Genomic DNA, 23119 nt, shown 5'->3' with positions numbered 1-23119 from the left:
ACGCTATGACAAATATGCCCACAACAATAAAACAATGATGACAGTCTGTACGAAGCAAATGCCATGCCATACCAACAAAGGATTGCTTTTGATGAGCGGCTCAGAATCACGGCTGCGCGTGCTATTGTCTGGGTTGAAGTCCTGCAAAAACTCACCAATCGCTTGATAACGCACCTTCGTATTGGGATGCAGCGCTCGTATCAGCGCTTGTTGGCTCGTGGCTGGGACATTGTGTTGTCGGAGCAGCTTTGTTGGCATGACCAAAGCTTGCTGCGGGTTCATTAATTCTTGTGAACCAAATGGCAGCTGCCCTGTCAACAGCTCATAACCTATCACCGCGATTGAGAATAAATCAGAATAAACCCCTTTTGGTGCATTGGTGTAATACTCTGGTGCAGCATAGTGCAGATCGCCATTGGGTGGTCGCGTACTGTCTTTTAAGATTGACGAGCTTGCAGAACCAAAGTCGATTAATTTTATGGCACCTGATTTTGTTAGCAGCACGTTTTCAGGCTTGATGTCTTGATGCAATAGATAATTTCGGTGCATCACTCGAGCAGCCATACCGACTTTTGTAAGCAAGTCATAGGTCTGCCAGACATCGCATGGCGCATGACGATCGATAAAATCTCGTAAACTCTCGCCTTCTATATACTCAGTTAGGTGATACAAATAAGTGGTACTGGCAGGCACGGGATAATAACGCAGCAGCCCTGATACATTTAGCCCAGAGCCAATTCCGTGTGCATTGGCCTTGTTTGACTCCGTTATTGGCAAGTGATTTGGGTCGGATTGATTGTAAGCAGACTCGCCAGCTCGGCGGTGTTTTGACAGACTCAGACCAATTTTGCGCTCTTGTAAAAAATCACGTAAATAATGCCCGTCTTCGATCGTGTCGAGACTAGGCGACTTTAGTACAAAGTCATGATCACTCTCATCTTTTACCCAATAGACCTGACTGCGAGCCGTGCGTGCAATGATACTCATGACGGTAAAACCATCAATGCTGTCTCCTATATCTAACACTGGCGGCAGCTGATAGCGATGACTGTCATGAATCACGGCATCAGGATTTATAGGTGTATCCAATTTTTCTACATGGTTATCTATGTCAGCACGGTTTTTTATGCACTTAGACAAGGTCGGCATCACGTTCATACTCAGCATCATCATACTCAAATTATCATGACTGCCCTCTGCAAAAGCCTGCTCGCAAACCGTCTGACTGACACAAAAATCCGCTGGTGAACCAGATGTCTTAGATAACGTCTGACCCATCTGTGTCGCCGCTGTACACAGCTCAAACGCCAACTCGACCTCGTCGATATGCTCATAAACACCATCAGTCATGATGGCCAAGCACTCGTTTTGATGCAGTGTAAATACCGATTGTTGCAAGTCCAGCTGTCCATCTGCGCCAATAGCAGCCGACAGCGCGCCTTTGTCTTGACCACGATGAATCCGGTGGTCGTCACTCAAAACCGTCAGACTGTCTGGTCCAACTCGATAAATACGTGAGTCGCCTGTATGAAACAAATGAATACGATCGCCAATACACAACAATCCTGATAACGTCGATAATAACGGCGGTACTCGCTGGTAGGTTTGCGGAAAATACAGCATATCATTGGCTTTGTTCACCGCCATTTTGATGATGCCAGCCACTTGATCATCATCAAAATCTACTGACATCGTTTGCGCTGGGTGCTGTCTCTCAGGCGATACAGACGCCAGCTTTGATAACGCTAATGTGATTTTTTCTGCCACCGTATTGACGACCAGCTGGCTTGCCTGCTTTGGAAACTGGCAAGCGCTGACCCCATCTGCCATGATTACCAAGAGTGGCGCTTTCGACAATGAAGATGGCAACATCGTCGGTTGTGTGGATAGACTTTGCTCACTCAATGCCAGCGGCGACAAACGAGGTATCAGACAAGTGGTGATCAGCAAACTGTCTTGGTTTTCGGCTTTACGACCTTTTGTGGTAAAAAAATCCAGCCACCACAAGGCCATATCTTTTCTAGGAGGACTGAGCTCACCACCCGTACTCATAGCAGCACTTGCCTCCGTAGTTGCCTGCTTTGCGCTTATGTGAGCACGGTGTTGATGACTTTGGTGATTGGCGTTTGGCTTGGCTTTTAGCATCGTATTCAATGTCATTCCTATTTATTTTTCTTGTCTTAGCTATAACTGACTTAGCTGTGACTGACTTGGATCTCGGCAAACGTCCCATCGGGCATCTCTTCAATGATGACCCCTTCCGGCTCTTTGAGTAAAAACAGCGCAAAAAACCCAACCACAGCCGTTGCAGCAATCACGAAGAAAAACACTTGATAAGACACCAAACTGAGAATCGTGAGATACACTACAGAGCCGACGTTGCCGTACGCGCCCGTCATGCCAGCGAACTGCCCTGTCATACTGCGCTTAATCAATGGAATCACTGCAAACACGGCGCCTTCGCCTGCCTGCACAAAAAACGAGCAAAACATGGTAATTAATAGTGCAAGCGCCAGTGGCCACGTTGAGTCTAGAATGCCCATCAACAGATACCCAACCGCCAATCCTGCTGTCAGAATTAATAGGGTGATTTTTCGACCGAATTTATCACTGAGCCAACCACCACCTGGGCGCGACATCAGGTTCATAAAGGCATAACTTGATGCCAGCACACCTGCCATCACAACCGATAGATTGAAGGTTTCTTGATAAAATAAAGGCAACATGGAGACAACCGCCAGCTCTGAGCCAAAAGTCGCAAAGTACAGAATATTGAGAATACCAACCTGCTTAAAATCATAACGATGCGCCTCTGGTACAGGCGTGGTAAAAACCTCTTTATTAAAGCGATAACTGCTGATGAACTCATAGACATACAGTACCGCAAGGCCAATATAGATAAGCGTGACGCTAGATTGGCTAAGCAAACTGACACCAGCAGGCGATAGCTTCCAGGCCAATAATGCCAAGGCCAAATACATCGGCAATTTAAACGCCATCATGAGCCAAAAATCACCTGCTGAGGTCACCATCATCGCACCTGACTTTTTGGGCTTAAAGTAGGTCGCGCCTTTAGGGGTGTTGCGTGCCATTTTATAAAAAACCACACTATAAAGCGCCATCACCACACCCGACATGGCCGTGGCATAACGCCAGCCTTCATCGCCGCCCACAACCGCAGCTGCCACGATTGCTACCGTTGGTAATAGCAGCGCCGCAGCTGCTGAGCCAAAGTTACCCCAACCACCATAAATACCTTCAGCCGTACCAAGCTCATTGGGCGGGAACCAGTCACTCATCAAACGAATACCCACCACAAAACCTGCACCAACAAAGCCCAATAAGAAACGAGACAGCGCCAAGGTGTTGTAATCTTGCGCAAACGCAAAGGTAAAACAGGGTATGGCACCGATAGCCAAAATCGCTGTATAAACAACACGCGGGCCGAAACGATCTGTCAACATACCAATAATGACACGGGCTGGAATGGTCAATGCTACGTTTAGTATCAATAGCGTTTTGACTTGATCAATCGTGAGATTCAATGTCTCACCAATCGCGGACAAAAATGGTGCATGGTTAAACCATACAAAAAAGGTCAGAAAAAACGCCATCCAACCTAAGTGAAGGATTTTATTTTTACCTGCGAAAGACAACACGTTGAGCTTATCTTTAGTAGTAGCAACGGGGTTCGATGATGGCGATGACATAGGCGGCAGCTTCCTTAAATGGTGAAGTTCTCGGTTATTACAAAGCGTCAATTTCTCATAAAATAATTCATGAGACAGTTGAAGCGGTGCAATGGCTATGCCAGTTACGCCATAAAGCTGCTTCCAAAAAATGAGTTTAGGTACTCAATCAGTGCTACAACGCCTTTTTATCAAGGTGTGAGCAGTAGTAACAACGTTGGATGAATGTTTAGATATTGATGACTAACTGCTTATAAAAGCAAACATCGTTATCTATTGAATAAGCAACCGCTAAGTCTAAATTGGTGCATTAATTTGTCTATTTTGGTGCAATAACCTGATAACTGACTCTTCAAACAGGACAGAAAATTCACCTTCCTATCATGAGTCTAAACATTGATACCCACGTCCCTTTTGTTTCGGCTGAATCTTTGAAAACCATTAAGACGCTTGAGGTTGACGCTTATATGTCAGCCAGCGCTTGTAAGTACACTCTTCAAAAACAAACCAATATAAAACTGCTTGGCACAATTATTGAATGCTCTGTATCAGTAGGCATCTAAATGTCATTTATCAGCGATATAGAGGACAGACGCATGAGCAGCACTACAATGGGCAAAAACGGCACGATTGAAAAAAACGCAGTCATAAAAAATGCGATGTTAGAAAAAAAAGGCAATTTGATTGTCATTGGTAATGGCATGGTCGGTCACCATTTTGTTGAAAGAGCCATTGAGCAAGGCTTGCATGAACAATTTGAGATTCATGTCTTTGCAGAAGAAGACCGCCCTGCTTATGACCGCGTGTATTTATCCAGTTATTTTGAACATAAAGACGCTAGCAAGCTGAACTTAGTGGATCTGAGTACTTATGAGTCATCGCAGATACAGCTGCATCTAAACCAGCAGATTGTGACTATTGATTCCGCCAATCAATCTATTACCACAGCAAGTGGCGAGCAGATTGAGTACAGTGAGCTGGTACTGGCAACGGGTTCTTATCCTTTTGTGCCTCCCATTACAGGGCGCGAGCATCCACACTGTCATGTGTATCGTACGATTGCAGATTTGGATGAGATTTTAACAATTGCTGAACTACCCAAAGTCAAAAAAGGCGTGGTGGTCGGTGGTGGTCTGCTGGGGCTAGAAGCAGCAAAAGCATTGGTTACGCTAGGTCTGGAGACTTATGTGGTCGAGTTTGCCCCGCAACTAATGGGCGTGCAGCTTGATGCTGCGGGCGGTGAGATTCTAAAGCGTAAAATCGAGGCGCTGGGCGTCACAGTCCTAACAGGTAAGAACACCCAAGAGATTATTTCTCATACAGATAGCGCCTCCGACGCTGATGATACAGACGATGACGCCCGTTATCTCACCATGCAGTTTGCCGATGGCACCACGCTGGACACCGATATGATCGTGTTTAGCGCAGGGATTAGACCACAGGATGCCATCATCAAAAATAATCCTGAGTGTGGTATTGTCATGGGTGCGCGTGGTGGCATTTGGATCGATGAGCACTGTCGCACCAATGCCGATCATGTTTATGCCATTGGCGAATGCGCGGTATGGGACAATCAGATATTTGGCCTTGTGGCACCCGGTTATAGCATGGCCAGTATTTGTGCCGCGCAAATTGCAGGTCATAATGAGCAAACCTTTACAGGCGCTGATATGAGCACCAAGTTAAAACTGATGGGTGTCGATGTCGGCAGTATTGGTGATGCTCATGGCACGACTGAAGGCGGCCTGAGCTATCTGTATCAAAACCCCGCTGAAGGCATTTATAAAAAACTGGTTACTACTGCTGATAATAAACGCTTGCTTGGTGCGGTGTTGGTTGGTGATACCGAAGATTATAACAATTTATTGCAACTCTACTTAAACGACATTGACCTGCCAGCCCATCCTGAAAGCTTGATCCTACCCAACGTCGAAAAACCTATGATGGGCATCGACAATTTGCCCGATACTGCCATGATTTGCTCTTGTTACAACGTGACAAAGGGCTCAATTTGCTCAGCGGTCGAAAACGGTGCGTACTCAATAGCAGATGTAAAAGCGGTGACGAAAGCAGGTACGGGCTGCGGTGGTTGTGCACCCATGGTAAAAGACACCGTGAGCTATCAGCTAAAAACGCTTGGGTTTGAAGTCAAAAATGATTTATGCGAGCACTTTACATATTCTCGTCAGGAATTATACAGCTTAATTCGCGTACACGGCATCAAGACATTCGATGAGCTGCTAACCGAGCATGGTCGCGGTCATGGTTGTGAGATTTGTAAACCGACTGTCGCCTCTATCTTGGCATCGTGCTGGAATGACTATGTGCTCAAACCTGAGCTGACACCGCTACAGGACAGCAACGATTACTATTTGGGCAACATCCAAAAAGACGGCACCTACTCAGTCGTGCCGCGCGTACCGGGTGGCGAGATTACAGCCGACAAACTCATCGTGCTGGGGCAAGTCGCAAAAGAGTTCAATCTCTACACCAAAATCACGGGCGGACAGCGTGTGGATTTATTTGGTGCTCGTATGGAACAGCTGCCAGATATTTGGACACAGTTAGTAGAGGCAGGATTTGAGACTGGTCATGCGTATGGCAAATCGCTACGTACGGTCAAGTCTTGTGTGGGTAATGACTGGTGCCGATATGGGGTCGACGACAGTATGGGTCTGGCTTTGAGATTGGAGGATCGCTACAAGGGCGTGCGATCACCGCACAAAATCAAAATGGGTGTTTCAGGCTGTATGAGAGAATGTGCCGAAGCGCAAAGTAAAGACTTTGGCATGATTGCGACTGAAAACGGCTGGAACTTATTTATCGGTGGTAATGGCGGTATTACCCCGCGCCATGCAGAGCTATTTGCAACTGGTATCGATACCGAAACCTTGGTCAGATATATCGACCGTATCATTATGTTTTATATCAAAACAGCCGACAAGCTCCAGCGCACCTCAAAATGGCGCGAAAGTCTAGAAGGTGGGCTTGAGTACTTACAAGCAGTTATCATTGAAGACAGCTTAGGCATCGCCAAGGAGCTTGAAGCACAAATGGAACTTCTTATCCAAAATTATGTCTGCGAATGGGCTGAGACGATCAATGACACCGAAAAACTCAAACGCTTCCGTCATTTTGTGAACAGTGAACAAGGTGATGACAACGTTGTGTTTGTGACCGAACGCGAGCAAATCCGGCCTGCCACTGATTCTGAGAAGTCCGCCATTAGAGTGGTTGAGTTGGCATAATCATACTTTAACAGCTGCACTTTTATAATGGTCATGTGCAGCACGTTTAAGAGCACATCAGTGTCACTCATGATATGAAGGGTTCACCCTTTAAGGATAACACGCTATGAAACAGTACAATATTTGCCCTCTTAACGACATTCTCCCTGAAACAGGCGTGTGCGCATTGATAGACGGCAAGCAAATTGCGATCTTTCGTACCAAAAAAAACGACCTTTTCGCCATTGATAATTATGACCCCTTTAGCCAAGCCAATGTACTGTCTCGCGGTTTGATTGGCGGCACGACGATTGTCAATGAGGCTGGTATGGATGAAGAAGTGCTTTATGTCGCCTCGCCGATTTATAAGCAGCGTTTTAATCTTGCCACGGGACAGTGCTTAGATAATGTGGACGTGACATTAGCTGCCTATCAAGTAACGTTAAACAAAGACACTGTCATGCTAGAAGGTGTTTAAAGAAAAGCGTTTAAAAAAGGCATTCAAAAAAAATTAGGGCGCACCTTTATTTGAGATGCGCCCTAATTTTTATAACTTTTATTATCAAGACATTATTGGTTTAAAAACCTCTCACACTGCTTTGACTGGCTCATGACGTTTTACGCGGCTAATAGTAATACCCGTAAAGCCAAATAGTATCGTCAACAGTAGCGACAGATAACAGAAAAACGCATAAGGCAAGTAATCAAGCACAGGCACTTCTAACGCTTGACTGATAAAGACACCGCAGACACTCCAAGGCACCAAAGGATTGATAACCGTGCCTGCATCCTCAATCGTACGAGACAAGTTTTTGGGATGCAAATTTAAGCGCTCGAACGTGGGACGAAAGGCTGTACCAGACAGCAAGATACTCAGATATTGCTCGCCGATCAGCACGTTAATACTCAAAGCCGACATGGCAGCCGCAAATATGGCGCGTCCAGACGTGGTCAAAGTGTCTTTAATACCAGATAGCAAGGCAGGCAAAATACCCAATGCCGTCAGCAGTCCACCAAGGCTCAATGCCAATATCACAATCGCTTGCGTAAAGAACATGCTTTGTACACCGCCGCGTGACAGCATACCACCTACTTCACCCAGCTCTAATGACTCAGCAGGCGCATAACCTGCAAATAAATACCCACCCAACTGACCAAAGCTTGGTGAGCTATGCAAATAAGTAATGATTAAAGCGACTGCGATGGTACAAATGATGGTATAGATCGCATTGACGCGAAAAATAGCCAGCCCAACCAGTACCACAAAAGGCAGCACTGCATACCAATGTACCAAGCCACTCTCTATCAGTTGGCCTTGCAATATGGTCACTTCGCTAAGATCAGAGCCTGCCGTCTGTCCTGAGAAAAACCAAAAAAGGAGAACTGTCAATATCCACGCAGGTACAGTGGTATACATCATATTACGAATGTGTTCAAACAAATCAATACCCACAACCGATGAGGCGATGGTACAAGTGTCTGATAAAGGCGACATCTTATCACCAAAGAATGCGCCCGATACCACTGCGCCCGCTGCAATCGCCACATTGGCGTCAAAGGCATTACTCATACCAATAAAAGCCACACCCAACGTCGCCGCTGTCGTCAAACTACTACCCAAGGCAATACCAATAATAGAAGTCAAGACAAAAGCAGAAATATAATAGTACTCAGGTGATATCAGCTGAAAACCAAAATACATCAGCGTTGGAATGGCACCTGACATCATCAAGGCGGCGACCATCAAACCAATAAAGAAGAATAAATATATCGCACCAATGCCCCGCATGACCCCTGATGCCATTTGCATTTGCATGTCATCAAAGCTCAAGCCTTTATACAAACCGATAGCCAACAAAAAACAAATAGCGAGTATCAATGATAAATGTGGCACCCAGCCGAAACCAATCATGGTCACGCCCATGATGGCAATGACAATGGCAGAAATCATAAATGCCAGTTGCGGTGAAATTTGGGTTAATATTTTTGGCGGCATCACACATCCTTAAAGCGCCAGTGCAATCTGGCGTTAGGTTGAATTTAAATATGGAATTTAAGTGGGGCAAGTTTAATGAGTTTGCTTGGCGATTGCCAATCGGATTACGAATCCAATAAGCGATCGGTCTTAGCCGCCATAACAAAATCGTTGTGATGCAAGCCTTTGATGCTATGCGACCACCATGTCACAGTTGCTTTACCCCACTCTACTAAGATACCTGGATGATGCCCTTCTGCCTCGGCGATGTCTGCAAGTTGATTGGCGAACGCCATTGCTTTGACAAAATTTTTGAATTTATACTGGCGCTGTAATTGTTTGATGCCATCCACTTCGATCAATGACCAATCAGGAATTTGTTGTAATAGCTCGTTTGCTTCAGCCGCGTCCACTGTCGGTGCGCCGATACGGCAGGCTTCACAGCTGGCTTGTGATAATGCAGTCATCATAATATCCTTTTATGTTAGAAAGTATTTTTATATTAGAGAGTCTTTTTAATTGATGTACATCCATGTTGATGTGGTGCGACCACCATTCAAACATTTAATCCTAAAATAGTACTGATAGGGTCTTTAGATAGACATTAACGGGTTTTTATCTGATAACTTGGCTCAAACAGTCCCAATGACATGGCCTTTTTAACCATGCCCATGATGTCACTGTCAACGATATCAAAGAGTGTATCCAAATCATCAATAACATAGTAAATCGGCTGAATCTGATCGATACGATACGGTGTACGTAACACATCCAACAAGTCAAAGGCTCGGCACTCTGGGCTGGACGGTGACGAGTTTTGCGAGTGATTTTGCAACTGACCACTAAGCGCGTAGATCGTCTCAGACGGTGAGCTGAGAATGCCGCCGCCGTAGATTCTGCGATCCTCACGGCTACGCCCAACCAAACCAAACTCAATGGTGAACCAATAAAGCCGTGCCAAAAACCACCTTTCTTCTTTAGTGGCTTCAAGACCCAACTTGCCATAAGTTTCATTAAAAGTTGCAAACGCAGGATGTGTCAGCAATGGGCAATGTCCGACGATTTCATGAAAAATGTCAGGCTCTTCGATATAATCCATGTCTTCAAATCGACGGATAAAGGTCGCCACAGGAAAGGACTTATTGGCGAGCAGTTTAAAAAATTTGCCGAAGCTGATTAACGCAGGCACAGCCGCCGTCTGCCAGCCTGTGGTGGCTTGCAATACCTCATCAATGTCACTGAGCTGCGGAATGTGCGTGGCAGGTAGGTTGAGTTTTTTCAAACCCTCTATATAGGCTAAACAGGCTCGGTTGGGTATCTCACTGGCTTGACGTTCGAGCAGCGCTTGCCACATCGCATTTTCATGGTCGCCATATTGAATATGACCGTGGCTATCTGGTTGATGCGAGACGTAAGGTTGTTTCTTATTCGTGGCATCCTCTTGACCAAAACCGCCAGTGCTCAGGGGTGCTGAGGTTGAGCCGTTAGCAGCGACATTGGCAGTCTTGATGTGAGAAGTTGTCTGTTGGAGGCGTTCCATGCCGATATTCCTTTTATTGCAAGGGGTATATTGCTTTTGCATCAATGGCCTTATCATCACTGCCGTACTTGTGACGATTGGACTGATGCGGACAAGACAAACTCCTTTTGCCTTGCCCGTTTGTTGTTTTACTTGTCTTTTACTATGGTACTCACGATGGTCGCGTGCGAGCTTTACGGCGTTTCCGTCTCTTGCTGACCGATAGCACCGCGACGTAGCTGGTCGCGCTCTATTGACTCAAACAAGGCTTTAAAGTTACCTTCGCCAAAGCCTTCTGCGTAATCGCCTTTACGTTGAATAAATTCAAAGAATACTGGGCTACCCAAGATGGTTTCAGAGAAAATCTGTAATAATAGACGCGGCGTACCATCTTCTGTCGTACCGTCCAATAAGATGCCACGAGTTTGTAATGCGTCGACATCTTCGCCATGGTTTGGCAAACGCTCGTTAAGCATCTCATAATAAGCAGCCGTTGGCGCGGTCATGAGTGGGATGCCAGCCGCTTTGAGCATATCGATACTGGCAAGTAAGTCATCACTAGCCAATGCAATGTGCTGAATCCCTTCGCCATTGAAGTGCATCAAATACTCTTCGATCTGTCCGCCGCCTTGCTTAGATTCTTCATTCAGTGGAATACGAATTTTGCCGTCAGGGGCGGTCATGGCTTTACTGGTCAGCCCTGTATATTCACCCGTGATATCAAAATAGCGAATTTCACGGAAGTTAAAAATACGCTCATAGAAGTTTGCCCAATACGCCATACGACCTCGGTAGACGTTGTGCGTCAGGTGGTCGATGACTTTAAAGCCATAGCCGACAGGGTTTCTGTCTACATTTGGCAAAAACTCAAAATCGACATCATAGATTGACTCGCCATCTTTGAAACGATCAATCAGATAGATGAGTGAGCCGCCGATGCCTTTGATGGCTGGCAGTCGTAGTTCCATCACCCCAGTTGGGACGTTTACTGGCTGTGCGCCCATCTCAATGGCACGCTCGTAAGCCTTTTTGGAATCCTGAACACGAAAACCCATGCTACAAGCGCCTGCGCCATGTTCTTCGACAAAATAGCTGGCCGGGCTTAATGGCTCACGATTGATAATGAGGTTGATGTCACCTTGGCGGTATAAAGCCACGTCCTTAGATCTGTGGTTGGCAACATGGCTGAACCCAAGCTGTTCAAACAAAGTAGCGACCGCTTCAGGTTGAGGTGAGGCGAATTCGACAAAATCAAACCCTTGTAGCCCCATTGGATTGTCAAATAAATCTGCCATTGTAATCATCCTTAATTTCAATTGGTGGTAAAAACACGATAAAACGATTGGTCATCAATCTTTTTGGTTGACGTTGTATTTATATTAGATTAGCTTTATTTATAAGACTAATTGTTTTTTATGATTTATTTATCAGGTTTACTTATGAATATCAGCCTTCGCCAATTGACCGCGTTTATCAAAGTCGCTGACTATGGCAGTTTTACGCGTGCCAGCGACCAAATGCATTTGACCCAATCTGCCGTTAGCGGTTTGATCAAAGAACTAGAATCAAGTCTCGGTATTGTGTTGTTTGACCGCACCACACGCCAGCTGTCTTTATCCGCAGTAGGACGGCATTTACTGCCTCAAGCTCGGCGTGTTTTGAATGAGATGCAATTGTTTGAGAATGAAGCCAGTAGCTTAACCAGCCTTGCTCAAGGGCAAGTGCGACTGGCCGTCTCACAGTTTGCAGCGTCTTCCATGCCTGCGGTGATTGCTCAATTTGCCAAAAAACATCCGGAGATTAGCGTGTCGTTATTGGATTGCTCTGCTGAAAACTTACTCAGACATGTGCAAGACATCGAGGTAGACTTGGGTGTCGGTACTGAGCTTGAGTTTATGAAGGCTGACGATGATATCAGTGCTGATTTGTTATACCAGCTACCATTTTGTGTGGTCACGCCTGATAATCACGCATTGGCACAAAAATCCGAAATCACGTGGCAGGATTTGTTGGATATTCCGCTCATTACCCTACAAGGCCCCTTTATCGAGCAAGTAACGGCGGAGTTAGATGAGCGCATCTCTAGTCATATCCAGCAAGCACGTTATAAGGTCAATTTTATGTCCACTGCGCTTGAGATGACGCGTCAAGGATTCGGTATTACGTTGTGTTTGCCTTACATGCCTGAGGTCATTGACTGGGTTAGCGCCAACGGTTTACAGATGAGACCACTGACCCAGCCCATCAAAATGCGTCAATTTTTTATCTATCAGCGTTCTTCACGCGCCCTCTCGCCCGCCACTATCGCGTTCAAAATATTTTTACAAACCTACTTTTCTAGTCACTTTGATGATCTACAGCATATTTAAATACTGACTGATAAAACGCGTCTGGCGCTGAAATAGCCAAAAACCCAACCCATTTGGGCAATTATTTTGGGAATTATCCAAGATATCTGAATCTCATATTGAGTTAGCCGTCGATTTGCTCTATGATTTTTGGCGGTTCGATTTACATTTTATAAGGAAGCAACATGTTTGAACGTGTCGACTACTACGCTGGTGATCCAATTTTAGGGCTCATGGAAAAATTCTTGGAAGACAGCAATCCAAACAAGGTCAACTTGGGGATTGGTATTTACTATGATGAAGATGGCGTATTGCCTGTACTCGATTGTGTAAAAACTGCCGAGCAGCGTATCGCAGATCCCATCTCGCCTCGTCCGTATCTACCAATGGCAGGTTTGCCAGGACATCGCAAAGGCTGCCAAGAGCTGCTGTTTGGTAAAGACGCAAAAGTCTTACAAGATGGATTGGTTGCGACCATCGCCACGATTGGTGGTTCTGGGGCATTAAAAGTCGGCGCAGAGTTTATCAATGAATGGTTCCCACATGCCAAGTGCTATGTCAGCGATCCAACGTGGGCCAACCACATTGCTATCTTTGAAGGCTCAGATGTTGAAGTCGGTAAATATCCGTACTATGACAAAGCCAGCAATAGCGTCAAGTTTGATGAGATGATCGCCTTTTTTAACACCTTGAATAAAGACGATGTGGTGTTATTACATCCTTGCTGCCACAACCCAACGGGTATGGATTTGACTCGTGAGCAATGGGACACTGTGCTAGACGTGGTTCAAGAGCGCGGCTTGATTCCATTCATGGATATCGCCTATCAAGGCTTTGGCGACGACATGGACAGCGATGCTTATGCCATTCGTAAAGCGGTCGATATGGGTCTGCCATTGTTTGTGAGCAACTCATTCTCTAAAAACCTATCGCTCTATGGCGAGCGTGTTGGCGGCTTATCTGTTGTGTGCCCAACCGTGGACGAAGCCGAGCGCGTATTTGGTCAGCTCAACGCTTTCGTACGCCGTATCTACTCAAGCCCGCCATCACATGGCGGACGTGTCGTCGATATCGTCATGAATGACGAAGCGCTACATGACCAGTGGGTTGGTGAAGTTTATGCGATGCGTGATCGTATCAAAGCCATGCGCCTCAAACTCAAATCTGTCTTAGAAAGCAAAGTTCCGAATCGTAACTTTGATTATATTACGCGTCAAAATGGTATGTTTAGCTTTACAGGTTTGACGCCTGAGCAAGTCGAGCGCTTACAAAGCGAGTTCGGTATTTATATGATTTCTAATTCACGTATGTGCGTGGCTGGCTTGAACACCAGCAATATCGACTATGTGGCCAATGCTATGGCTGACGTTTTAAAAGACTGATCCCATCAAATTAAGGCATATGATTTGATATAACATCAAATATCATAAGTAACACTGTCATGAAAAAAAGGTTGAGCAATGGCTCAGCCTTTTTTTCGTCCAAAATTTATGTAAATCGTCGTCAGTACGCTATAAAAAAGCAAAGTGCTACTAAGATAAATTTTGCGAAGCCTCTGTCTGCGCAGGCATAGCAAGCGAGAAAAATTTGTCTTAGTAGCACGTAATAATATGTTTACCTAGGTTATTTAGCATTGGCTGTATTCATACAATAGGTGCTCGCTATATAAAAAACCTTGCAATCTATCTTTCTATAAATTACATTATTCGTAAGCAATTAATTATAACGTAATTTATCATTTATTTTTCGCAAGGAGCATCTTATGTCAACGGTTGACTCAACCCTCACCTCATTTATCGACATCGCAAGCGATTCAGATTTCTCAATTCATAATCTGCCTTATGGCATTTTTAGCAACACTGCTGATGGCAAGCGCCGTGCTGGTGTGGCGATTGGTGAGCAAGTCTTGGATCTCGCTGTCATCGAAGCCGCAGGGCTACTGAGCTTGGATGGTGGTCCCTACTTTGATAAACCAACGCTAAATGCCTTTATTGACTCCGGTCGAGACAACTGGACACAAGCGCGCAAAACCATTCAAATGCTGCTATCTAGTGACAATGATGCCTTACGTGACAATCAAGATTTACAGAAAAAGGCGCTGTTCCAGCAAGCAGACGTCACCATGCACCTGCCGGTACAAGTACCCGGTTTCACCGATTTTTACTCTTCAAAAGAACACGCCACCAACGTCGGCACGATGTTCCGTGACCCAAGTAATGCGCTATTGCCTAACTGGACTGAGATGCCGGTTGGCTATAATGGACGCGCCAGCACCGTGGTCGTGAGTGGCACTGATATTGTCCGTCCATCGGGTCAGCTCAAACCAAATGCCGATGACCGTCCTATTTTTTCTGCCTGTAAGCGTCTAGATTTTGAGCTTGAGACCGCTTTTGTGGTCGGCAAAGGCAATGACATTGGTCAGCCCATCGCAGTAGATGAGGCGTTTGATCACATCTTTGGCATGGTCTTGCTCAACGATTGGTCTGCCCGTGACATCCAAAAATGGGAATATGTGCCTTTAGGCCCCTTTAATGCCAAAACCTTTGCCTCTGAAGTTTCTCCTTGGATTGTGACCATGGACGCGCTCGCGCCGTTTAAAACGGCTTGCCCGACTCAAGAACCAAAGCCACTTGCCTATCTCGACGAAAAAGCAACTGATAATAGCTTTGATATCAATTTATCAGTAGAGCTACTGCCTGAAGACAGCGATAGCGCCACCATGGTTTGTGAAACCAATTTTAAATACATGTACTGGTCTATGGCGCAGCAGCTTACCCACCACACCATCACTGGCTGTAAGGTAGAAGTTGGCGACATGATGGGCTCAGGCACTATTTCAGGCCCAACGCCCGATTCTTATGGCTCGATGCTAGAGATTGCTTGGAATGCGACAAAGCCTGTCACGCTAACAGGTGGCGCGACTCGCAGCTTCATTGAAGATGGCGATACCGTCATTATGAAAGGCTATAGCGAAAAAGACGGCATCCGTGTCGGCTTTGGTGAGGTACGCGGTAAAGTACTGCCCGCCATTCAGTTTGACTTTGACAAATAATCTTTCACAAATCGCATTAGCATCACCAGCGTAAAACGGGTGTGAAGGCAAGTAAATGGCACTGTTAGATACCAAAGACTTGCCAAACGCCTTATCAAAAGGAATTTGATATGAGCTTTAAAATCGAAAAAATTCATCACGTGGCTTATCGCTGCAAAGATGCCAAAGAAACCGTTGAATGGTACCAAAAACATCTCAATATGGACTTTATCTTGGCATTTGCTGAAGATCATGTGCCATCGACCAAAGCCTTTGACCCTTATATGCATGTCTTTTTGGACGCAGGTAATGGCAATGTGTTGGCGTTTTTTGAAGTCCCTAATCAACCAGAAATGGGCTTTGATCCCAACACCCCAAACTGGGTGCAGCATCTAGCGCTCAAGGTCAAAGACCGTGATGAGTTGCTACGAGCCAAAGAGCATCTAGAAAAGACGGGCATTGATGTGATTGGGGTAACCAACCACGGTATATTCCATTCTATTTATTTCTTTGATCCAAACGGTCATCGCTTGGAGCTGACCTATGATGATCCAACCTCGTACGACAAGGTTTCTATGATTACTGAAGCCATCAAACACGATATGCTAGAAGAATGGTCACGTACCAAGCGCGCACCAACGCATACTCAATTTTTGCATAGTGACGAGCTTAGCGAAGCAAAAGAGGTCGCACCTGCTGGTGAATAAATACAACCGTTGTCCCGCTTACTGTTTTCTTTAACTTAGATTGTTAAAAAAACAGTAAGCTTTTTAATATTAGAACTTTATTCAGACAATCTAACCTGTTGGCGATGACTATTGTCCCTTGATGATTACCGCCCCATCATGAAAGGATTCTATGATGAAAACAAAAACGCACTTAGGAATACTGCTAACTACTTGCATTGCAGTGACTGGCTGTAGCAATAATAATGAGGCAGTTAAGGCTTCGACAGATACAGTCGACGTGACCACTCTCAGATTTTCCCACTTTATGACAGCCAATGACAATATAAATACTGAGGCGCTAGAGCCATGGGCAAAAAAAATCGAAGCCGACTCAAATGGACGTATCAAGGTTGAGATTTATCCTTCTGCCACGCTGAGCAAACCAGGGGCTACGTATGACGCCACGGCCAAAGGCATCGTTGACATCGGTATGCAAGCCCAAGGCTACACCGCAGGACGATTCCCTTTAACCCAAATTGCCGAGCTTCCCGGTATCACCAATAGCGCCCAGCAGCAAAGCTGTATCCTCCATAAGCTTTATGATGAAGGCGTCATTGCAGACGAGTATAAAGACACGCATCTGCTTGCCCTTATCGGAACAGGTCAAGGCGCACTGCATACGGTGGACAAGCCCATACGTACACCTGCTGATATGAAAGGCCTACGGATTCGACAGCCATCTGCCGTAGCCAGTCACATCATTGAAGCGACTGGGGCTGCGCCTGTTGGCATGCCTGCAAGCGACACCTATACTGCCCTTCAGCGCGGCGTCATTGATGGTCTCAGCTTTACGTGGCAACCCATTCAAGCGTTCCGTTTGGATGAGCTCATCAATACTCATACCAACATCCCTTTTTATAACTCCACTTTTGTTATCAGCATGAACAAAGACAAATATGATCGTCTACCAGAGGATCTCAAAAAAGTCATTGATGATAATTCAGGTGCGGCACTGGCAGCTAATGTCTCCAAAGTCTTTGATGTGAGTAACGATAAAGCGATGGCCGCTGCCAAAGAAAAAGGCGATATGATGATTGATATTCCTGATCCGCTCAATGATCTCAATTGGAAAGAACCATTGATGGAAGGCTCACAAAAATATCTAGATGAAGTAAATGCCACAGGGTTAGACGCTGATGCTGTATACGAAAAGATCAAAGCAACCAGTAAGACCTGTGCGGTTTAACTCAGATGATTACGCAGGTACTGTTATAACTAATATGGTTACGACTCAAGCATCCTACGCGATTTGATACCGCTGCGCGATGGCTAGGATTTGCTCAACCACATTATGCTTCTTACTCATTGGTAGCTGCTCTGTGGTTCCGATAATCGTAATGGCATATTCTAATGATAGGTTTTCTGGCGGGCGCTGATCATTATTGTCATTGTAAATATATGGTGTGGCAAAAGTATTTGTTGGTTGCGGCAATATAACAGGTATCGTGATGGCGTTGATACCCATCAGCATATCACCAGTGACCGTCGCATAACCTTGCGTACGAATCTTGGTTTGTAGTTGCGTAAAATGTTGCCATTGTGCGGCTAGCTCCATTTTGTCTTTTGTCTGCCATTCCGCCATGACCAATGGTTCGATCATAGCATCAGGTTGGTAACTGGCAAACAACTGACCTGTCGCTGATGTCGTCAGCGGCATGCGCGAGCCAATACGAGTAATGATACTGATGGGGCTATCTGGCTCGACAGAGTGAATGATGATAGGGCCCTCATTGAACCACTTGGCGATTTGTACTGCGCAGTTTAAAGTATCTTTGATCTCATTGGCGATATGTGTCAGCCGCTCTAAGATATTGCTTTGGTTGTATCCCGTGTGGCCAAGTGCTGCTAAGGCATTGACCCTATCGCCAAGCCCATAACGACCATCACTGAGCTTTCGAGCGTAGTTTTTACGAATAAGACTTACCAGATAGCGATGGCATTTTGCGGGATGCATTTGCATCACTTGGGCGATGTCTTTTAGCATCATAGGTTCGTTATACTCGATCAATACATCCAAGATGGATAGCCCAATTTCAAGGGATTGGACGCCATTTTGATTTTTATTGGTGGCAAGATTATTTGTCAGATTGCTATCTACAAGGTTGTCAGATGCTGGCATGCTTTGCTCGATAAATGATGTTTTTAATGAATGATTGGTAAGGTTGCGTATTAGCCAAATAAAAATACGACTCAATAACTTTTTATTTAACAATATTCTCTTTTTCTGTACGGAATAAGCGCGGTCTCAGTAATTATAACCGCTTATCCCATTGATAACATACCACAATAAAAGGAATGAATGATGATGACACTTTATGGTTATTTTCGCAGCAGCACGTCTTATCGTACACGTATCGCCATGAACTTAAAGGGGCTGGATTATGACTATATCGCAGTCAATCTGGCACAAGACGAACAACTAGAGGCCTCCTTTCAATCTATCAATCCTCAAGGGTTGGTCCCTGTCTTACAAGCTGATGATTTACTCCTGTATCAAAGCCCCGCTATCTTAGAGTGGTTAGAAGACATCTATCCTGACACCCCGTTATTGCCTAAGGATGCGGCTGGTCGTATGCAGGTACGGGCGCTGAGTGCCATAATTGGTTGTGATATTCATCCTCTGAATAATCGCCGTATTTTACAGTATCTACGTAATGAGTTATCAGTAGATGAAGAGGTGGTGTTGGCATGGTGCAGTCGCTGGATGAAAGAAGGGTTTGACGCGTTAGAAAAACGCCTAGCCAATGACAAAACTCGCGGAAAATTCTGTTACGGTAACCATCCTACCTTTGCAGATTGCTATTTGATTCCGCAGGTTTCTTCTGCTCGACGTTTCAAGGTAGATCTAAGTGCTTACCCTAATATTGTCGAAATTGATACGCATTGCCGTACGCTAAAAGCGTTTGCAGATGCTGACCCTATGGTTCAGCCTGATGCGCCATGAGTCGCAATAACTTTATTAAAGCAGTATCTATCTGATGCCAATAGTAAATAAGTGTCTACTGACTAAAACCTTATATTTTTTTATGGTACTCGAACGAAAAATTAACTTTACGCATAAAAAAGCAAGACACTGGTTGTCTTGCTTTTTTGTTTTGCTCATTAGCCTAATACTTGGTCTGGCTTTTTCCATTAATCGAAGTGGAAGCCTGCACCAATCGAAGCGCCAGCATTACCTTGTGTATCTGCGGTACCATTTATCTTCATGACCCAACGACCATCATTGGACAGTTTGGAGAAACCAATAGCAACAGCGCTTTCTCCATTATAAGTACCAATACCGCCTCCAATCATCGATTTACCAGGGAGATAGGCTTGTGGTAGTGAAGACATTGCCATGGCTGCTGAAATACCAGCGTTGGCATCGTCTTCGACCTCATTGATCTTATATCCTAACTGATTCATGTTGTCACCAAGTTGTCTACTAACCGCATCTAATTGACCGAAGTTAACAGCGTCTCTAGGTGTCATACCATCAGCAACATTGGTAATTTTGTTGCTAGCAGCATCGATACCACTTGCCGTCATACTAGGTCCGTTAGCAATGGTAACGCCATTGTTATTCACCGTGGTATTGCCAGTTTTGACACTATCTACGGTGATGTTACTGTTGAGATCGAACTTGATAGCACTACCTTGTGCTGTGGTAGTGATGTTATTACCGCCAGTGAACTTCAGAACACTGCCATCACCTACAGGTTTGTTAATATTAGCACCACTATCTGCACCAAAGTTAAGTCCTGCATCAAGTCTATCTGTATTGGCCTTGATGTTGGTGGTATTGGTTGTGATGTTCCTGGTGTTCGTTGCGATATTGGTTGTATTAGTGGCGATATTGGTTGTATTGGCTTGCACATTTTCGTTGATTTCAATTGTGCCTTGTCTAATAGAAGCAATCGCACCATCAATACTGCCTTTACCCGTTCCACCAATATTACTATTAGTAAAAGTACCGTTTTCAGCGTTGTAAACCGTGTTGCCACCGATGATACTGCTGATACCACTGCCTTGAGCATAGAGCTGGCTACCATTGATAGCGTCCTGACTCGTTGCCGTTACTTCACCGTTTTTGACATTGGTGATTTTGTTATCAGCGGCATCAATACCACTTTTAGTGATACTTGGACCACCTGCAATCGTGAGACCATTGCTATTGACTGTTGTATCACCAGCTGTGACACTAACCACATTGATGTCTGGGTTTAAATCAAAGCTGATATCATTAGCACCAGCCGCCGCGGCTACGCCTGAGCTAGCGCCATTACTGGCTAAGGTTCTAGACACTTTGATGTTGCCGTCTCTACTGTTAAGATCAACAGCAGTGCCTTGTTTTACCTGAGTCGCAGCATCGCCTTGAGCTCTGATACCCCAACCTTGATCCAAGACAGTAGTAACTTCTTTTAATTGCTCGACGTTTACAGCATCAGTATTTAGTACACCTTTGCCAACATTGCGGATCGTGTTGCCACCATTATCGAGACCAAAGCTGCTTAATGCAACCGTTCTACCTGAGCCATTATCAACAAAGGTGAAACCATTATTATTCATGATGCTATTGCCTATTTGAATACTACCCTCTTCTCCTAGATCCAACTGATTGTTAAGTTTCACTTGGACACCAGTCGCAGAAGCAACAGTAGTGATATTGCTGTCTCCTGTCACATTGATAGTATCGCCTAATGCGAATTGCTGATCATTGTCACTATTACCATCACCAATCTTGATGCCTTTAGCTACTTCATTATTGGTGACTGTGAGTTGTGCGAAGTTGACAGCATCACTTGGTGCAATACCTTCACCGACCTTGATAATTCTATTATTGCCATTATCAAGACCTTCATTGCTTAGCGTCACGGTTTGGTTGGGTCCATCTGTGATGGTGACGCCTGCGTTGTTGAGCACGGTGTTTTCCATTCTGACACTACCTGCTCTGCCAAGCACCACATCTTCAGCCAATCTCACGTTTAGTCTGCCGTCTTCATCAGCCACGACACCGATGTTGTTGTCTGTTAAGGTTGTCGCACCTCCTTGAATCGTTAATGTTTGACCTAACTTACGGTTGACGATCACTGCGGTATCGTCTCCAGTAAAGTCGAGCCCCAAATCAACGGTACTGTTGGTTGCCTTCAACTGTCTGACGTTGACCCCATCGGTATCATCCGCACCATCGGCCACATTGGTGATACGATTGCCCCCATTGTTAAGACCGCTTTGGCTCAGTCTGACACTGCTACCACCAAGGAAGCGGACGCCTTCTGTGTTGAGCAGGCTATTTCCTGTGGTGACGGTGGTGAAAGACACATCTGGTGCGGTGGCGACTTTGATACCACCACCCTCAGCGGTCAAGACGATGTTGTTGCCTGTGAGGAAGTTGGCACTATTGTCGGTGCGGTTCAGGGTTTTGACATCCACACCATCGATCTGAGTGACCACACTTTGCATAGCACTGTCCGCTTTGACTAAGCTTGCTTTACTGGCGTCGCTTAAGTCGACTGCGTAGTCCGTCATGTTAGTCGCCCCATCTTTGGCACCTTGCGTGACGGTGACGGCTGATGAGCCAGCTGAGGCAGTGGTGCCATCGGCATTGACGGTGTAGACGTCTTGTCCTGTGATGCTGTCGGTTGAGAAGTCAACACTTGCGACATTGGTGCCGCTCAGTACTTTGGTACGTGCAGCCGCTGAGGAGCTGTTGAGCTGACTGACATTGACGGCGTCTTTTGCTTGTACGCCATTAGCAACGTTGACCACTTTTTTATTACCGGCATTGATACCCGCAGTCGTCACGCTTGGACCACCGAGAATGTTAAGGCCGTTACCAGATAAAGTAGTAGTAGAGAATGGATTAGATACAGCAACACCCAAACTGCTCACTGTCGTGTTGATTAATGCGTTACCCGTTCTAACACCTAAACCATCAACGGTGGTATTAAGGAGTGCATTGCCTGTTGTAAGACCAGAACGATCAAGTGTCGTCGTACTACCAAGACCGAAAGGAGAAGCTGAACCCATTTTGACACTACCGTTGTTGCCAAGATCAAGGTTGTTGTTGAGTTGCACTTCTACTTTACCGTTGTTCACTCGCGTGTCGATGTTATTGTTAGAGCCAACCACTTCAACCGCTTGTCCTAGTGGTTTTTGCACTGTATTACCATCGGCAGCTTTTAGGCCAAAGCCTAAATTGGTTACGCCAGTAATCGCTGTGTTTACATCACCAATATTGGCAGCGTTAGACACCGTTGTACCGCCGCTTGCTACGCCTTGGATCTGTTGGTTGTTGGCGTTAATCCCTGTTGCGGTGAATGATGGACCACCTGTAATGCTTAAACCATTGGTGTTGAGTATGCTATTACCTGTGGTGACGCTATCTAGCCCCGTCAAATCTTTTGCCAATTTGATGGTTAAGGTGTCAGTACCGTCAGCAACCACACCGATATTGTTACCGCTGGTTAGTTTTGTGGCGTCAGTCTCGCCACCTTTAATATTCAGCGTTTCGCCTTGATTCCGTATAATCGTTCCACCAGTATCACCAGCAAACTTTAGTCCAATACCGTTATTACCGTTATTACCGTTATTACCGTTATTACCGTTATTACCGTTATTAC

General features: G+C 45.4%; 15 protein-coding genes and 1 pseudogene. 8 read left to right on the top strand and 8 right to left on the bottom strand.

Annotation, left to right across the window (positions count from 1 at the left end; translation table 11 throughout):
- Positions 1 to 3: 3 nt before the first annotated feature.
- Together FW759_RS00080 and FW759_RS00075 are read right to left on the bottom strand one after the other, a co-directional pair.
- The gene (locus FW759_RS00080) at positions 4 to 2052 is read right to left on the bottom strand and encodes a protein kinase domain-containing protein (RefSeq protein ID WP_446442109.1); all 2049 of its coding nucleotides are present in this window, start codon (positions 2050 to 2052) and stop codon (positions 4 to 6) included.
- Between the two features lie 143 nt (positions 2053 to 2195).
- Positions 2196 to 3710: a NarK family nitrate/nitrite MFS transporter gene (locus FW759_RS00075; RefSeq protein WP_446441807.1), complete on the bottom strand. Its 1515-nt coding sequence runs from the start codon at positions 3708 to 3710 to the stop codon at positions 2196 to 2198.
- 638 nt (positions 3711 to 4348) lie between these two features.
- Between FW759_RS00075 and nirB the strand changes: the two genes are divergently transcribed.
- Positions 4349 to 6937 (top strand): nitrite reductase large subunit NirB, encoded by a 2589-nt coding sequence (gene nirB, locus FW759_RS00070; RefSeq protein ID WP_446442108.1) that lies wholly within the window; start codon positions 4349 to 4351, stop codon positions 6935 to 6937.
- 106 nt (positions 6938 to 7043) lie between these two features.
- Positions 7044 to 7394 carry a nitrite reductase small subunit NirD gene (gene nirD / locus FW759_RS00065; protein WP_446441806.1) on the top strand — a complete coding sequence of 117 codons (351 nt, stop codon included), beginning with the start codon at positions 7044 to 7046 and terminating at the stop codon, positions 7392 to 7394.
- A 111-nt stretch (positions 7395 to 7505) separates the two neighbouring features.
- On the opposite strand, the gene nhaC is transcribed toward nirD, so the two are convergent.
- From nhaC to hppD, 4 genes are all read right to left on the bottom strand, one after another.
- Positions 7506 to 8912, bottom strand: a complete 1407-nt coding sequence (gene nhaC, locus FW759_RS00060) for a Na+/H+ antiporter NhaC (protein ID WP_443508796.1) — start codon at positions 8910 to 8912, stop codon at positions 7506 to 7508.
- A 104-nt stretch (positions 8913 to 9016) separates the two neighbouring features.
- Entirely contained in the window at positions 9017 to 9358 is a 342-nt protein-coding gene (locus FW759_RS00055; RefSeq protein ID WP_062844461.1) for a 4a-hydroxytetrahydrobiopterin dehydratase, read from the bottom strand.
- A gap of 137 nt (positions 9359 to 9495) precedes the next feature.
- Positions 9496 to 10431, bottom strand: coding sequence for a phenylalanine 4-monooxygenase (phhA, locus tag FW759_RS00050; RefSeq protein WP_446441805.1), 936 nt, complete (start codon positions 10429 to 10431; stop codon positions 9496 to 9498).
- Between the two features lie 173 nt (positions 10432 to 10604).
- The gene (gene hppD / locus FW759_RS00045) at positions 10605 to 11705 is read right to left on the bottom strand and encodes a 4-hydroxyphenylpyruvate dioxygenase (protein WP_062844459.1); all 1101 of its coding nucleotides are present in this window, start codon (positions 11703 to 11705) and stop codon (positions 10605 to 10607) included.
- Between the two features lie 144 nt (positions 11706 to 11849).
- Between hppD and FW759_RS00040 the strand changes: the two genes are divergently transcribed.
- From FW759_RS00040 to FW759_RS00020, 5 genes are all read left to right on the top strand, one after another.
- Positions 11850 to 12779 (top strand): LysR family transcriptional regulator, encoded by a 930-nt coding sequence (locus FW759_RS00040; protein WP_062844458.1) that lies wholly within the window; start codon positions 11850 to 11852, stop codon positions 12777 to 12779.
- 164 nt (positions 12780 to 12943) lie between these two features.
- Entirely contained in the window at positions 12944 to 14140 is a 1197-nt protein-coding gene (locus tag FW759_RS00035) for an amino acid aminotransferase (RefSeq protein ID WP_446441804.1), read from the top strand.
- A gap of 380 nt (positions 14141 to 14520) precedes the next feature.
- Positions 14521 to 15810 (top strand): fumarylacetoacetase, encoded by a 1290-nt coding sequence (fahA, locus tag FW759_RS00030; RefSeq protein ID WP_443527489.1) that lies wholly within the window; start codon positions 14521 to 14523, stop codon positions 15808 to 15810.
- A gap of 110 nt (positions 15811 to 15920) precedes the next feature.
- Positions 15921 to 16496: a VOC family protein gene (locus FW759_RS00025; protein WP_446441803.1), complete on the top strand. Its 576-nt coding sequence runs from the start codon at positions 15921 to 15923 to the stop codon at positions 16494 to 16496.
- A gap of 154 nt (positions 16497 to 16650) precedes the next feature.
- Positions 16651 to 17703, top strand: coding sequence for a TRAP transporter substrate-binding protein (locus FW759_RS00020; protein WP_446441802.1), 1053 nt, complete (start codon positions 16651 to 16653; stop codon positions 17701 to 17703).
- Positions 17704 to 17757: 54 nt separating this feature from the next.
- Here the strand turns inward: FW759_RS00020 and FW759_RS00015 are convergent, their stop codons facing one another.
- Entirely contained in the window at positions 17758 to 18636 is an 879-nt protein-coding gene (locus FW759_RS00015) for an IclR family transcriptional regulator (protein ID WP_443566710.1), read from the bottom strand.
- A 186-nt stretch (positions 18637 to 18822) separates the two neighbouring features.
- Between FW759_RS00015 and maiA the strand changes: the two genes are divergently transcribed.
- Positions 18823 to 19461, top strand: coding sequence for a maleylacetoacetate isomerase (gene maiA / locus FW759_RS00010; RefSeq protein ID WP_446442107.1), 639 nt, complete (start codon positions 18823 to 18825; stop codon positions 19459 to 19461).
- Positions 19462 to 19715: 254 nt separating this feature from the next.
- Here the strand turns inward: maiA and FW759_RS00005 are convergent.
- Positions 19716 to 23119, bottom strand: a pseudogene (locus tag FW759_RS00005) (YadA-like family protein); the annotation flags it as partial.

The sequence above is a fragment of the Psychrobacter sp. 1176_08 genome, assembly GCF_052850615.1.
Note: the sequence above shows the minus strand (reverse complement) of the source record. Positions and strands in the feature narration are given on the sequence as shown.

What these genes read in the sequence shown, in the direction of transcription:
- FW759_RS00080 (WP_446442109.1), bottom strand. Translation starts at nt 2,052, where the DNA reads ATGAGTACGGGTGGTGAGCTCAGTCCTCCTAGAAAAGATATGGCCTTG.
- FW759_RS00075 (WP_446441807.1), bottom strand. Translation starts at nt 3,710, where the DNA reads ATGTCATCGCCATCATCGAACCCCGTTGCTACTACTAAAGATAAGCTC.
- nirB (WP_446442108.1), top strand. Translation starts at nt 4,349, where the DNA reads ATGTTAGAAAAAAAAGGCAATTTGATTGTCATTGGTAATGGCATGGTC.
- nirD (WP_446441806.1), top strand. Translation starts at nt 7,044, where the DNA reads ATGAAACAGTACAATATTTGCCCTCTTAACGACATTCTCCCTGAAACA.
- nhaC (WP_443508796.1), bottom strand. Translation starts at nt 8,912, where the DNA reads ATGCCGCCAAAAATATTAACCCAAATTTCACCGCAACTGGCATTTATG.
- FW759_RS00055 (WP_062844461.1), bottom strand. Translation starts at nt 9,358, where the DNA reads ATGACTGCATTATCACAAGCCAGCTGTGAAGCCTGCCGTATCGGCGCA.
- phhA (WP_446441805.1), bottom strand. Translation starts at nt 10,431, where the DNA reads ATGGAACGCCTCCAACAGACAACTTCTCACATCAAGACTGCCAATGTC.
- hppD (WP_062844459.1), bottom strand. Translation starts at nt 11,705, where the DNA reads ATGGCAGATTTATTTGACAATCCAATGGGGCTACAAGGGTTTGATTTT.
- FW759_RS00040 (WP_062844458.1), top strand. Translation starts at nt 11,850, where the DNA reads ATGAATATCAGCCTTCGCCAATTGACCGCGTTTATCAAAGTCGCTGAC.
- FW759_RS00035 (WP_446441804.1), top strand. Translation starts at nt 12,944, where the DNA reads ATGTTTGAACGTGTCGACTACTACGCTGGTGATCCAATTTTAGGGCTC.
- fahA (WP_443527489.1), top strand. Translation starts at nt 14,521, where the DNA reads ATGTCAACGGTTGACTCAACCCTCACCTCATTTATCGACATCGCAAGC.
- FW759_RS00025 (WP_446441803.1), top strand. Translation starts at nt 15,921, where the DNA reads ATGAGCTTTAAAATCGAAAAAATTCATCACGTGGCTTATCGCTGCAAA.
- FW759_RS00020 (WP_446441802.1), top strand. Translation starts at nt 16,651, where the DNA reads ATGAAAACAAAAACGCACTTAGGAATACTGCTAACTACTTGCATTGCA.
- FW759_RS00015 (WP_443566710.1), bottom strand. Translation starts at nt 18,636, where the DNA reads ATGCCAGCATCTGACAACCTTGTAGATAGCAATCTGACAAATAATCTT.
- maiA (WP_446442107.1), top strand. Translation starts at nt 18,823, where the DNA reads ATGACACTTTATGGTTATTTTCGCAGCAGCACGTCTTATCGTACACGT.